We start from the raw sequence: 14,341 nt of genomic DNA, 5'->3' as shown, positions 1-14,341 counted from the left end.
GCGGTATGCATATTGGTTTATGCCAGCAACACATGGCTATGGTCGCAGTGGTGTGCCTGATTTTGTTGTATGTAAAGATGGTCACTTTTTCGGTATAGAATGTAAAGGCACGCCAAAAAATAAGACAACAATCCTGCAACGCCTTGAGTTAGATAAGATACTCAAAGCTGGCGGTGGTATCGCTGTTGTGGATAGGTCGAATATTGATGTGTTTAAGGAGTGGCTGCAGGATGTCGACATTTATCGCACTAAAGATTTTCGACGAGACCAAGATAAGATGGAGATATAAAGAGGGTTTATGGCTTTAGTAATACCAGAGAAAAAATCTATCTTCCTTAAAATAAAAGAGCCGTCTGTTATCCAAGAGGTATTTCCTAAGATAAAGATGGTTAAGACTGATGAAGGATGGTATATCATACGCCTTCCGCATACGATTGATACGGTTAGGGTATTGCGAAATCTTAGAATAGATATGAGTAATTGCTCACCGATTGATTACTACTATAACCTACCAAGCATTAAGGGTAAGTACCCTCCGATGCGACATCAAGTAGAGACCGCACGCTTTTTGAGTGAAAACCCAAGAGCGTTCTGTACGAACCAACCACGTACAGGAAAGACGGCATCTATTATCATTGCGCAAGATTTCTTACGCAAGCAAGGTGTGGTAGGCTCTGCCCTTATTATTGCACCTATGTCTTGTCTACGAGACGTATGGCAATCAGAAATCTTTGGCATTTCTCCGTCAACAACCGTGGCTGTCTTACATGGGACCAAACAACAACGGCTAAAACTGTTGGCTGATACTTACGATGTATATATCATCAATCCAGATGGTATAAAAGTTATTGGGAAAGAGCTACAACAAGCTGTTGAATCTGGTCGTATTTCATTAGTCGTTATCGACGAGCTGACGGACTTTGCCAATGCTACCTCTGAGCGATGGAAAGTAGCCAGTGCGATCACAAAAGAATGTCCATATGTTTGGGGGTTAACTGGTACACCAGGAGGGCCTGAGGGAATGTATGGAATGATTAAACTGGTTAACCCTGCCAATATGACAGGGTCATTTAACTGGTGGCGAGATAAGACCATGTACAAGGCGACCCAATTTAAATGGCAACCTAGACATAATTATCTTGGCTTTGTTAATCAAGTGATGCGCCCTACCATTTGTTTTAAGAAGGATGACATTATGGACTTACCTCCACTGCAGCAGTTTGATCGAGAGGCGCCACTATCCAAAGAGCAAGAGGTACTTTATAAAGCTGTGCAACGTGGGGCACATGCAGAAGGGATTACGGCCGTTAATGCTGCAGTGATGACCACTAAGCTTATGCAGATAGTTTCTGGAGCAGTTAAGATTAATGAGACAGAGGTTAAGTACTTAGATATCAAACCACGGCTTGATGTGTTGTTGGAAATTATTAGAGATACTGAATACAAGGTTATTGTATTTGCACCGTTCACGGCAACGTTGGATTTACTTAAACGAGAATTGAGTAAGCATTATTCTTGCGCTATTGTGGATGGACGGGTAACTGGCCAGAAACGAGATGCAATTTTCCAACAGTTTAGAGAAGCGAAAGACCCTCATGTATTAATCGCTCACCCTAAGACCATGAGCTTTGGTCTAGAGCTTGCTGTAGCTGATACGATTGTCTTTTGGGGCGTACCCTTAAATGGGGCGTTTGTGTACCAACAAGCGATAGAACGCATTAACAGTAAACTGCAGAAATCTAAAACCCCTGCTGTCATACACTTGCACTCTTCCTATATGGAGCGCCGCTTATTTAAGGCACTAAAAGAAGGTATCGACATTAACAGTAAAGTACTAGACTTATTTAAAGAGATTATCGAACACGATAAAATTTAATCCTATAAAATTGAAATCCGACCTATATTTTTTGAAATCCTATATTGACACTAATATAGTTTATAGGTATAGTAGTATTTATTAACCAAAAAGGACTTATCATGACCGAACCATTTGATTGGAGCACATGCTCCCCAGACACCCTAGCCGCTAGTTATATGCAGTTTAGACAAGCTAAGTCAGGGTTTGATGCCAAATCGGCAGAATGTAAACAAGTAATGAACGAGATTGAGCAGGCGATGCTTAAACATATGCAAGCTTCTGGTACGAGTTCATTTAAAGTAGATGGCGTTGCTACAGTTACCCGCACCGTTCGCAACAATGTGAGCTGTGCTGACTGGAGTATGTTCTTCTCATGGCTTTTGGATCGTGCCAAAACTATTGCCGATGCTGGAGGAGATCCGACGCAAATCTTTAGTTTCTTACAGAAACGAGTATCGTCTACAGAAGTAGAAGCATTTATGCAGGAAAGTGATACCCCTCCTCCATTTATCAATGTGCTTCCAGAGTATTCTCTATCTGTTCGCACCGCTAAATAATTTATCCAACAAATCACACGTAACAGGAATTTACAATGAGTAACCTACAAACATTTTCACAAGCAGCATTACCAGCTCACTTAGCCACCACACAGAGTAGCCTAACCTCAGCAATGAACGCAGGATTTTCTGGTGGATTTAATCGCATTAGTATTCGTAACTCTAAATGGAATGCCATTAAGAATGGACAAGTTATCCAGCAATCATCTGCCGAGTTTATTGACGTAGTTATCGTGGATATCCAATCAGCCATTGGTCGTATTTACTACAATACTCAATATGTTCGTGACTCTAAGATTAAGCCAGCGTGTTTCTCTAATGATGGCATCACACCAGACCCTCGTGCAGAAACTAAGCCTGTTGTATTCTTGTCAGATGGCACATCTCGTCCAGTAAAAAGCTGTGCTGAATGCCCTAACAATATCAGAGGGTCAGGACAAAATGGTGGTCGTGCATGTGGCTATGTCCGTCGTATTGCTGTTGTGCTAGCAGATGACCTCGCTGGTGATGTTTATACATTGGATGTTAAAGCGTTATCATTATTTGGCGACGGTAACCCTGCTCTACATCAATATTCATTGCGTGGTTACGCCAACTTCTTAGCGACCATTCCAGGTACTAAAGGTGTACCACCCAATGCGTTGGTGACACGTTTAAGCTTTGACCCATCAGAAAGTGTACCTGTATTACGCTTCGGTCCATCACCAGGTAGTGCTAACCGTGCAACGTGGCTAACAGCAGAAGAGTTCGCTCGAATTGAACACCGTCGTACTGAGCAAGATGTACGTAATATGATGGAGACAGCAGCAGATGAAGCTGTAGATGATGATGCCAATTTGGACACCCCTAAGCCAGTATCAACACCAGTGGCACCATCTGCACCAGCGATACCTGCTCCTCCATCTGAAATTGCTGTTCCACCTGCACCTCCAGTAGCACCTGTACCACCTGCCCCTGCTGCGGCTAAATCAGTGCGTATAGAAAAACGCATTGTTGAAGAGCCTGCACTAATGGAGAACCACCCATCCGTACCAGCCGAGTGGAAAGCATGGGCGACAACACCAGGTGTGACCCGTGAGCAAGTGGCAGAACAATTGGCTAAGCATTTCCCAGAAGCCGTTAAACCTGTTCGTAAAGAGGTTGAGGTAGAGGTTGAAGATGTAGTAACTCCTCCTACCCCCCCAGCAGTACCTGCAACACCTGCAGTACCAACGCCACCAGTAATGCCAGCGGTACCAACGCCAGCAGAAGTGGTAGCTGCCGATGATGCAAAACCAAAACGTACTCGTAAGAAGAAAGAGAACGTCAAAGATGCTGATGTAGTAGATGTCTCTATTGATGATACTGCCTATGCTGCCGATGGTATGCAAGCATTAATGGAAGGCGACTTCGACGACTAATCTCTAACCTTTCTGAAACCCCCTGCGAAAGTGGGGGGTATTTATTATGAGTAACGCAAAATCTATACGACTCCCTAATTCATTAGGGCATTTTTATCTTTCTAAGAATGTGGAAGCTATTGCAACCTCTACATCAAAGAAAGGATTACTGAGCCATCGCCTAGCTACGTTAGCGAAAACATATGGTGTGCCAGTGCCACAAATCTGTCGCTTAGCTAAGATTTCACAGAACGAAGCGACACACTTTTTAAACGGTTCATACGATGACAATCAAACGTCCGTACTAGCTATCCGATTATCCAAAGTATTAGATGACCTTGAAGAAGTATTGCCTTATCTAGATGCTAAGCATTATCGCCCTAGAACGTGGTCAGAAGCTTTAGCACTATGCTTATCGCATCGAGGAAATAATAATGAATAATCGGATAACTTATGGACTTATTAACTTTTTTACAACTGGTTTTACCACCGACAGGTATCTACTGTTCTGCTACTAGAAGCTCTAATGGCGGCTGGATAAATACACCTCATAAAACACTGCACGAGTTAGCAACGGTTTGCGTGAATGTAGCCTCACAGGATAGAGATGTTTGGTATGGTACAGCTAGTTATCAACGAGAATCTGAGTGGAACCCAACTAAAGAGCGAGACGAATTTAGACGGACACAAAACAATGTAGCCGAGTTAAAGGCTTTACGTCTTGATATTGATATTAGTCAGACTAAAAAAGATACTTACGCTTCGACTAAAGAAGCCTTAGCGGCATTAATAGACTTTGTGACAAAAACACATCTGCCAGAGCCAGTTATTGTTAGCAGTGGTTATGGATTACATGTCTATTGGCCATTAGACGTTGCTGTCCAACCTGCAGACTGGTTGTTTATGGCTGAACGACTACGAGCTATCTGCGTCGGGCTAGGACTAAAGGTTGATCATAGTGGTACAACAGATTCTGCTCGTGTTCTTAGACCACCACAAACGGTTAATTTAAAGCGCAATAGTCGTCGAGACGTTAAAGTTATTTTATCTGGTAAAGCTACGGATAATGCCACGTTGCGTGAGTTATTGGATAAGGCAAGTGGTCAGTTTAAAGAGCATATCAAATCTGTTCGTGTACCAAAACAGGAAGCGCCAAAAGATACTACTGAGTTACCTCCGATGCTAGTCACAATGTTGACAGTGCCTGAGGGGGCGTTAGATGGACAAGAGCGTATCGCAGGGCCAATCGTAAGAGCTTGCCAGCAAGTAAGAGAAGCTGGGTTTCAAGACGAACCAGTATGGCATCGGATGATCAACCTTATGAAGTTGTGCAATAAGGGTGACGAGGTTATCCATGTGATATCAGCTCAAGACACGGAACGTTATGATGCCGCTGTAACTCAAGCTAAGATTGATGTCTCACAGAGCATGGCGACTACGTGTGCCGAGTTTAATCGGTTACGCCCTGGTGTATGTGACCGCTGTGTCCACTGGCAGACTATTACAAGTCCTATTCAGCTAGGTGTCAAGACAATCCCTATTAAGGTAGAGCGTCAAGTACCAGAAGTATCACCAGAGCCTATCCATACGCCTATACCAACAGAGGGGCAGCTGTTTGATTTACCAAACGTTGCCTTAACAGAAGCGTTTACATTTAATGCTACCGAATGGAAAGATACTCGATACGAGATTAATGAAGGCGGTTGTTGGCTTATCACAATGGATGATACTGGCACTAAAAAATCTCAGATAACACCTTATGTGATTAAACCGTTAACTATGTTAAGAGATGACACAGGGTCTCGTACAACAGGCTGGGCATTATATTACGCTAAGGGACAACCACCAGAGACGGTAGAGATGAAGATGGCGGATATCCACGACCCTAATGCCGTTATCAAGGCGTTCAGTGACAAAGGATTGATGCTATTAGATAAAGCATCGCCGAAAGTAATGGCGGACTTTATACGAAGTTATTTATATAAAGTTAAAACATCAGGAGCAATGATGGATTTAGATAAGTATACCCACCTAGGTTGGGGGAATGAGAATGAATTTGTGCTCGGGGATAAAGTGATTTACCCAGATGGCAAAATTAGCGAAATACCAGGTATGCCATTTGGTCGTTGGACTACCTTAGTTACACAAGATGGTAAGTTGGAAGATTGGGTAGCGGCTGTTAAACATATGTTTACACCAAAAGAGCAAGCGTTACCTGCCCTCATGTTTTTGCACGGGTTTAGCGCCCCTCTCATGCGCTACTTCTACGGCACAGAAACCACGCTAACGTTTGTGGTCGGTGAAACAGGTATTGGTAAATCGACATTGGCCAGCTTAATGTGGTCCATATGGGCGCAACCATTTGCCTTTCCTAAAGGCGCTGGTGATGCAAAATCACATACTGGGGCAACCATGCATAGCCTATTTAAAGAAGCGGCGGTACTCCATAATCTACCATTTTATATTGACGAAGCTACATTGTGGAGTGAGGATTATGTCCCCTCTTACGTGTATGACATTTCATCTGGTGAAGAGAAACGACGCTTAACCTCTGCCAGTAACTTTCAAAATTCTGGTAGTTGGCGAACCTCTGCATTGGCTACGTCTAACAGCTCATTGCGGTCAAAATTGCAGAATGCGCTAGAAAATAGTACGCCCCACTTAATGCGTATTATAGAGTTCACTTTGCCTAGAGTGGATTATGGCAATATGTATGTGAATGACATCAAGATTATGCATAAAAATTATGGTGTCGCAGGTATGCAGTATGCACGATTCTTAACAAAGAATGCTAGCTCTGGCCGTCTAGAAGCTGTCATCGAGATGCATAAAGCAATGCTAACTAAACGTTTTAATTTCACACAGGAAGAGCGCTATTGGTTAGCCTGGGCCACAAGTATTTATACAGGTATGGAATTGTCGAGAGCTGCTGGGCTTCATTCTATTGATGCAGAAGTTATCCTTGAGACAATAGGCACAATTATCGACGACCAACGAGATATTGTAGGGGTTGTACGAACCAATGACCAAACATGGCTTGGTGAGTTTTTACATGATATGTGGCCTCATACTGTTGTTGTGGTCAATAACAATGGTCTACAGCTTCCTGGTAGCGTCCCCTCTGCCGTGGTTAGATTGCCAGTCCAATCCGTATTGGTTAGAGCGAATGCCACCACAGGGGTAACCCATATCTCGAAGAAAGCGGTACGTCGTTGGTGTGCACAGAGAAATATACGCTATGAAGAGTTTATTAACTCCATTAAAAATCAAGCTGAAACCTTTGGAGATATTACCTACGATAGAGAATGTAGGTTTTCACTTGGGCAAGGTATTATGGAATTACGAGCCGCATCTTCACCAATCCGATGCGTTCGTATAATCAAACAAGTCGAATCATTTGATGATAATTCAGGAGAATCAGTATGACATGTATTATTGCTATACGAGCAGAAGGCAACACCTTTATGGTGGCAGATGGTCAGGTAACCACAGATAAAGATGAGGTAATAACCTATTCAGAGCCAAAGATCGTAGAGTTTGACGGACTGTTGGTTGGTCTTGCTGGGTCTATGCCAGTGGTGACTGCAGTTAGGAAAGTGTTGCCAGATTTTGCCATGGAACTGACGTCAGTAACCACTAGCCGAGCTTTATATACGATAGTTGGTGATATGATGCGAAGTGCACGTGCTTATATGGAGCCATTTATTGAGGATATTAATTCATTAAATGGTGAGTTTATTATAGCTAACGAGCATATTATGTTTGCTGTCAATGCATCTGGCTACATTATCGAAGAATCAAAAGTGTTTCTGTTCCATAGAGTTGTGGGGTATGTCACTACAGGGTCAGGTGGTATGGTGGCTAAAGCGGCTATTCAAGCAAGTTGCTCCACGGCTTCTAATTTACAGAAACCTGAAATAAAGCCCGACATGGAGTCCTTTATTGAAGGTATCGGGCTTCTGGCCGCACGTATAGCTTCAGAACAAATTACCTCTGTGGGAAGTAGTCTTATCTTTAAACAGTTACGTAAATTACCGTAAGAACAACTCTTTCTCTGCTTTTCGGCGATTAGAAAGTCCTGCGATAGATTTACCACCTGCTTTATTCCATTTTAGAAACTCTTGGGCAGCCGCATATGGTTGCCCTTTGTTTAATAGCTTTAGCAAGGTAGACTTCTTAAAGGCTTCGATACCTACGTTGTAGGCAAAGCTTACTATGGCATCGAACTGGTTTTGGTTAAGGGTAACAGTAACATATGTATTCACAGCATCTTCAAAATCTTGGACGGTGTGTTTAAGTAGTTCGATACCCTGCTCTTTGGTGATGGGTGCATCATTTAACGTTACGCGTTTGCCATTTGGGTAGTATGTTGCACCAAAACCAATAGTCGGTACCCCCACTACATCTCTATAAGGTTTAGCAGAAAAGCCTTCCCATCGGCTGATAAATTTAATCCCTTCTGCAGAAGTTGCTACGGCTGTTTGATGTGTCATAATAGCTACCTCACTCACCAGAGGACTCTGATTTGGCACAACAGTCCAACGTACAAATAAGTTCTTTAATGCCTGCCCAAGTTGGATTGGCATTGATGCAAGACCCTTTAGGGAAAGCTGTGGCTTCTGTGTCATCTTGTCCTCGTTCGATTAATAGTTTATTGTCAAATAGAAAAACCTTCACGACCTCTGAATCTACGTGATTGCTGATGGTCATAAAAGTGAATGCACCCCCTTTTAGCTTGTTTCTAAGCATTGGGGTAATCTCGATAGGCAACTGTTTGTCGTATCTTGTTAGCGTAGTATTTAGGGTAGTTGAAAACCCTGTAACGGTAACAAACTTACTCGCCTCTTTAACTGGAATTGTCATAGTATCTCCTAACAACATGAGGTGCTATTATGGGTCGCACCAGAAACCTTCATTTTTTCTTTTGGAATAACGATAGCAAAGCCACCAATCTGTTCATTCTGATGATCAATAACACTTACTCGATATCGACCCGCTGGTTGAGAATGGATAAGGTCATCCCAGTACACACAAAACCTATCGCCATCTACATCCAGCACGTCATACTCTAGCGTAGTCTCTTGGTTAAACTTAGGAGCTTTGGTGGTACAGTTATCAAACCAGAAATTCACGTTACATGCGTTTATGCAAGTGGTTATGATTGGGTTAACATCTGGGCACGCTTGTCGTGACACCCTGATTTTCCATCGTTTGACATCCTCGCACGCAGTACTGGCTTCTCTGATGGTGAACCACGTTTTGCGTACATCCTTAGTTAAAATAATGTTCATTTAGTACTCCTAATAAACTGCTTCATGATTTCTCTACGAAGCTCTTTTGGCTTGCCTCGTAGTTGTCGTTCTGTATTTTTAAGGTAAGCAATTTGCATCGCATCGTCTTGCGATAGTCCGCTGAAGATAGCACGCTGATATAACTCTGACACTGACTCCGTATCTGACCCTGTATAAGGTGTAATACGATTTAAGTCTTTAAGCTTGTAGCGAATATCCTTCGCTTTGGAGTAGTATGCTGCTTCCACGGCAGAATCAGACCCTGTGTCGTAGAATGGATTTAACCCAATAGACATTACTATCCCTTTAACTGGGTCTGTATCCATCTTGTCAGCTCCTGCCACAATTCGACCAAACATCCCTGGGAATACCCCATTTATGACGGCTTTCCACTGCTCTGGCGTGTAATCGGCGCTAGTAGCATCAAGCATAAACTCTGCGAAAGACTTATAGAACTGCTCTGTACTCTCTTTACCTTGTACTGCCCTTGCTCTATTCTCATTGAGGAACTGCATTCCGATAGGTGACCCAAAACGGTTCACGCCTGTCGTAGCGTCTAATAAGCCTCCTGCCACAGACGGCATGAGGGTACGCATGATGGACTGGATAGGGTCCTCCGTAAAACTGGTTTCTGCTAAAGGTAATCCAGAAAGTTCCTTGCCTAGCAATTTACCCATATCAGATAATGCATCCCCACTAGATAACTTTCCTTTATAGTAGTCATTGGCAATTTGTCCTAAGCCCCAGCCAATACCAGGAAAACCATAACCAATTGGTATCGTGACAATATCGTTAGGGTCATCACTCAAGATGTTAGGGATTGAGAACTCTCGCATACGTTGTGATAGCGGGATACGCTCATATAAGGGACCTAATGTGTCATCATCTTCATCACTGCCAAACATCATCGATACTAGTCCTTGTACAGCTGTACTTAGGAAGAACCATTTGGCGATAGCCATTGACCCTCTAGCAGCAAGCCCAGCAGCAAGTAATGATTTATTTGCTTTACGAGCATCAGCTACCCGTTCTGCATCCCCTATGATGTTTTTAAGAGCAACGTTAGCCCCTTGCAACGACGGGTTGAGGAAGTAATACAACGGTCGAAGCGCATTCATAGCTTCGCCCTTTCTGTTAAAGTTAATGGTATTTAACACGGCTTCAGATGCTTGGTCGTTAGTCATACCCTTATCACGCAAGAATTTGTATGTAGCGTACGCTGTCAATAATCCAAAGTATTCATTCCACGCATTCGCAATATCCATAATCTTATTTGTGGCTGCTTTGTACCCCCACCATACGGTTAAACACAGGAGAGCGATCATTTAACGCCCCACTTAGCATGCCTGCTCGTGTAGAAAGTCCAGAGCCTTTTAGCCCTAACGAAAACTCTTTTAGGAATTGTCCATCTTCTGTATCTAGATAATTTCTATGGACAGCAGCTTGCCATACTGCATTTTCAGCTCGTTGCTTGGCAGTAAGAATTGGTAGACGTCTGACAACATTACGCCACACAGGATATAGGTCGTACACTGTGCCAACAGTTATCGGCTTACCGTTAGCATCAATCAAATCGCTTCTAGCGCTTAAATTTCCCACCCTTTCATTGATATCCCTAGCAGCTGCTACAACAGGGAACACAGGACTTAGAGCGGTAATGAGTAGTTCATGGAATCGGTTCAGCGACCCAAGAGGCTGCATAATACCTTCGGTTCTAGAGTTTGTGGTATTTCGTAAAGCGTCTGCCACTCCTGGAGTGTTAAAACGGATTAATACTGGAATGCGGAAGGTTGTCCCTGTACTGTCGGTAACCGTTAACATGTGACGAATTTCTGCATCGGACACCACTTTACCAGGACCATCCAATCCAACCTCAATCGCTTCTACAGGAGCATCTGGTGCATGTGGCGCAGACAACAGCTTCCTAACCGCCTTATCGTCAGCTACACCGTTGCGAATATCCATAGCCAACTGAGGTTCACCAAGGCTCTCAATAGCTTTAGCTACGGCTTCATCTTTAAACTGCTTGGCACCAATCTGGTTTACCATCAAATATAATCGGTCAATAATGGATTTATCTGCTGGGTCTGGTGGTGTTGTACGCCCCTCACGTTTGCGGAATAGGTTTCGGTTATTAATCCCCACACCAAACTGAATTTCATTCTCCATCGCTCGCATTAAATCGTCTAGCAGGTCGGCTTGTCCTTGTGCTACCTCCTCAATACTACGCAATTTAGTTGAGTCACCTGTTGTTGGGACATAGGAGTCAAGGCCATCTCTGCCGAGTCTATCCATATCGGTGTATACCCCATAGCGGTCACCCATTTCGGTAATAGCTGACTGCATATCTTTTAGCTTGCCATAGCTACTAATGATGAATGGATATAGAGGACTGCTCTCAATCTTATCTAGCTCCACATTTGCCATAGCAGTAGTAAATCCACCAATTGGTCTATAGCCAGATTCTTTAAGCTCTTCCTGCGTCATATTGACGTTATCATGCTGGATATAGAGCTGAATTTCTCTATCGGTCATATCGATTGTGTCTTCAAGCTCTGCTAGCTCAGCAATTAATTTAGCCTTACCTCGCATGTCGATGGCGCTTTTAACCAATGGTCTAAGTGTGACGGCTTCTTGGTCTGGGGCGATGTTAGGAATGTTTAACAATTGCTCAAGGATGGCTTTATTATCTGGTGATAAGTCGCCAACTTCTTTTATCGCAAAAATAGCAAACTCTGGATGGTCTGTTAGAATCTCAGTTGTCCTTGCTTTTGCTTCATCTTGCATCGTCAGATACATATCTGCCCTAGCCATATTAGCTTGTGCCGCATATCGTAGTACGGCATACTCACCTACAAAGTTAGATAGCTCATGAGGGGTCAAGTGCTTAAAGGCTGCCAAGGCAGGATTTTTTGCTGTAGCTTTGCGAAGTTGTTTTGCGGCTTCCGTAATAGACTCCACATAAGGTCGCATATGTTGTTCAGAGAATGTGGCCAATAAGTTATTGCGTAGAGCTTGCCCCATCTCAAGCTTAGTATGCAACGTACGGTCTAGACGGCGCACAGGCTCGAACCTATCCACAAACTTACGTTCTAACGTTCGCACTGCATCTACAGCTACACTAGCTAATGTTTTATGTGAGCGAAGTGGTACCGTGCCAGAAGCTTTGTCACCAAAGTCGGACTGTTTTATGGAGGGGATAATTCCGCCTTTTCGTGTCTTTAGAGCATCAAGTTTTGCTTTAGCCGCTGTGGTAATAGATGGTCTAGTCCCACGACTGAACTTAACCGTGGCATCATTTTGCGATGCTTTACTTAAGTCTCTAGCACTGCGTCGAGCTAATGCCACCATGTCATCTACTGTAGGCGTATAGTCTGCCCCTTTGGATAATCGCCATGCCCGTAGCTTGGCAACAATATCTCGTAGAATTTTACCAACTACAGGTGGTAGATTTGCATCTACCCAATCCATAAATCTACCATCAATTACAGAAAAGCCATTTATATGTCCTAGTTGTACGGCATGCTCAACAATATAGGGTACAGATTCATCAGGATTACCAAGCTCGCCACGCTCATCCATATGATCACGCACAGCTCTAAAAAACTCCCCTGCATCACCATCAATGTTATCTGCATCGGCTAGTAACCGAGTAGCTTCGGCCACGGCAGCATCATTTGGATTGCCATGAAAAGCTTCATGAAGATAAACCCCCTCTACATTAGACGCCGTCACATTATTGGCAACGATATAGGTCAGCCCTGTTGCCTCATCGTAAGCTCCTTGTATGACATCCCCATCGCCAAGTACAGAAGTGACTGTTACGGGTAATTGTGACTGGTTCTCTACGAGGATAACGCCACCACGTTCCCCTTTCTCACCAAGTGTTAATCTTGGTGCTAAACTTGCCTTAGAGTCTTTAGATAATGCCGCTTTAATATCTTCTTTAGAAGTTAATGGCCGTTCAACGGAAGTCCCATCGCCACGTGAGTATTCTACTTTTCTGTCGGCAATACTTAATGCTTCATCAATCGCATCGACCAATGTCTCTTGGTCAGCACCATCAATCTCACCTTTTTTACGGGCAGCTGCCAATGCTTTTTTAAGCTTGTCGCCCTCTGACTCTATATCCAAGTACTCGTCCATGTTTAGAGAGCTAACGGAATTTATCCGTTTAGTAAACGCCTTAATGGCATCACTAGTTGTTGGTTTATCTGCAGGTTTCTCTTTAAGCTTGACACCACGTTTAGCTTTCTTAGGTGTTGGTTCTGGAACGGCTTCTGGCTCTTCTTTTTTATTAGATTTCTTTTTAGGAACTGGTTTCGTGTGATGTTCTACCGTTTCGTTAACAGGCTGTTCAGCTTTAGAGGTTTTCGACCCTTTACCTTGTTTGCCCAATTTTGCTTTTTTAGGTGCAGGTGTTTCTGGTACAGCTTCTTCCACCTGTGCCGTATCTACCTTTTGCTCTTCCTCTTTTTTCTTTTTGGCACGTTTCGTGGCCACTTTATCTAGCGTTTCCTCTTTAGCTTTCTGGCGGGCATCTTCTTCAGCTAACGACTTATCGATAGACGTCACTTCTGTCGCTTTAGGTTTAAGTGCTACACCTTTTCGCTTCGTCTTTTTACTGGTGGTATCGCCAGTGGTCTCTTCTTTGTCCACTATATCTTCACTAGACTTGCCTTTAGCCTGCGCTTTAAGCTTAATCGCTTGTTTTTTCGCCTTTTCTGTAACGTAGTCGGCATGGTTATTCAAGATATCCAATAACTCCGACGACTTGACGGTGGAATCAATCCCTGCCCAACGGTGAGCGAAGTCTTTTGCATCACGTCGTAAGTCAGCGGCGGTACCAATAGAGGTAGACCATTTTTTAGTTCAGGTCAACCAAACTATTAGCCCATTCTTTGGTCTCTTCTGGTAGAGCCTCCATCGCCTCCTTGTTGTATTTATAAAGCTCATCAAGTGCTTCTTTAACACTAATGGACGTAATAATACGTTCTGCTTCAGCGTTACTCTGTTCTACTGTTCTAGGGTTACCATCGCTATCCGTGCGCGTTGCCCGCAGCTCTTTGGCTTTCTGTGCATATTCTGGTGCAATGATTGCGCCAATATCGTTAATGTCTTGAATAGAGTCTGCAGCTTCTGGTGCAAGAGAAAACTTGCCAGACTTAGCATAATAATCAGCTACATCACCATCTAGGTTTACAAACTCTTTATACAAACGTTCCAAAACATCGTTTGGATATTTAAAAAWTTCTG

At 43.4% G+C, this 14,341-nt stretch carries 13 protein-coding genes; 7 read left to right on the top strand and 6 right to left on the bottom strand.

The annotated features are described in order from the left end of the window. From V757_RS0115135 to V757_RS26175, 7 genes are all read left to right on the top strand, one after another. A partial coding sequence (locus V757_RS0115135; RefSeq protein WP_023953017.1) for a VRR-NUC domain-containing protein occupies positions 1–289 on the top strand: 289 nt, incomplete at its 5' end. A gap of 9 nt (positions 290–298) precedes the next feature. Continuing rightward, positions 299–1,876, top strand: coding sequence for an SNF2-related protein (locus V757_RS26200; RefSeq protein ID WP_031274867.1), 1,578 nt, complete (start codon positions 299–301; stop codon positions 1,874–1,876). Between the two features lie 101 nt (positions 1,877–1,977). Next, positions 1,978–2,415, top strand: a complete 438-nt coding sequence (locus V757_RS26195) for a gp33 family protein (RefSeq protein ID WP_023953013.1) — start codon at positions 1,978–1,980, stop codon at positions 2,413–2,415. A 35-nt stretch (positions 2,416–2,450) separates the two neighbouring features. Continuing rightward, the gene (locus V757_RS26190; RefSeq protein WP_023953011.1) at positions 2,451–3,815 is read left to right on the top strand and encodes a hypothetical protein; all 1,365 of its coding nucleotides are present in this window, start codon (positions 2,451–2,453) and stop codon (positions 3,813–3,815) included. Between the two features lie 46 nt (positions 3,816–3,861). After that, the gene (locus V757_RS26185; RefSeq protein WP_023953009.1) at positions 3,862–4,236 is read left to right on the top strand and encodes a hypothetical protein; all 375 of its coding nucleotides are present in this window, start codon (positions 3,862–3,864) and stop codon (positions 4,234–4,236) included. 11 nt (positions 4,237–4,247) lie between these two features. Beyond that, on the top strand, positions 4,248–7,220 hold the full coding sequence (locus tag V757_RS26180; protein WP_023953007.1) for a DUF927 domain-containing protein: 2,973 nt from the start codon (positions 4,248–4,250) through the stop codon (positions 7,218–7,220). Then, positions 7,217–7,834: an Ntn hydrolase family protein gene (locus V757_RS26175; RefSeq protein ID WP_023953005.1), complete on the top strand. Its 618-nt coding sequence runs from the start codon at positions 7,217–7,219 to the stop codon at positions 7,832–7,834. Before V757_RS26180 ends, V757_RS26175 begins: the two co-directional genes overlap by 4 nt. On the opposite strand, the gene V757_RS26170 is transcribed toward V757_RS26175, so the two are convergent. The 6 genes from V757_RS26170 to V757_RS28690 form a co-directional block, all read right to left on the bottom strand. Then, positions 7,826–8,380, bottom strand: coding sequence for a lysozyme (locus V757_RS26170; RefSeq protein ID WP_162146595.1), 555 nt, complete (start codon positions 8,378–8,380; stop codon positions 7,826–7,828). The genes V757_RS26175 and V757_RS26170 overlap by 9 nt on opposite strands. Further along, positions 8,298–8,657, bottom strand: a complete 360-nt coding sequence (locus V757_RS28695) for a hypothetical protein (RefSeq protein ID WP_023953001.1) — start codon at positions 8,655–8,657, stop codon at positions 8,298–8,300. Before V757_RS28695 ends, V757_RS26170 begins: the two co-directional genes overlap by 83 nt. A gap of 8 nt (positions 8,658–8,665) precedes the next feature. Further along, positions 8,666–9,085 carry a hypothetical protein gene (locus V757_RS26160; protein ID WP_023952999.1) on the bottom strand — a complete coding sequence of 140 codons (420 nt, stop codon included), beginning with the start codon at positions 9,083–9,085 and terminating at the stop codon, positions 8,666–8,668. Continuing rightward, a complete protein-coding gene (locus tag V757_RS26155) occupies positions 9,082–10,350 on the bottom strand; it encodes an LPD38 domain-containing protein (RefSeq protein ID WP_023952997.1) in 1,269 nt (422 codons plus the stop codon). Before V757_RS26155 ends, V757_RS26160 begins: the two co-directional genes overlap by 4 nt. A 4-nt stretch (positions 10,351–10,354) precedes the next feature. Continuing rightward, positions 10,355–13,846, bottom strand: coding sequence for a hypothetical protein (locus tag V757_RS29460; RefSeq protein WP_023952995.1), 3,492 nt, complete (start codon positions 13,844–13,846; stop codon positions 10,355–10,357). 106 nt (positions 13,847–13,952) lie between these two features. Next, a partial coding sequence (locus V757_RS28690; protein WP_036694775.1) for a hypothetical protein occupies positions 13,953–14,341 on the bottom strand: 389 nt, incomplete at its 5' end.

The organism is Pelistega indica (genome assembly GCF_000506865.1).
GTDB lineage: Bacteria > Pseudomonadota > Gammaproteobacteria > Burkholderiales > Burkholderiaceae_B > Taylorella > Taylorella indica.
This window is presented reverse-complemented; position numbering and strand designations above follow the sequence as displayed.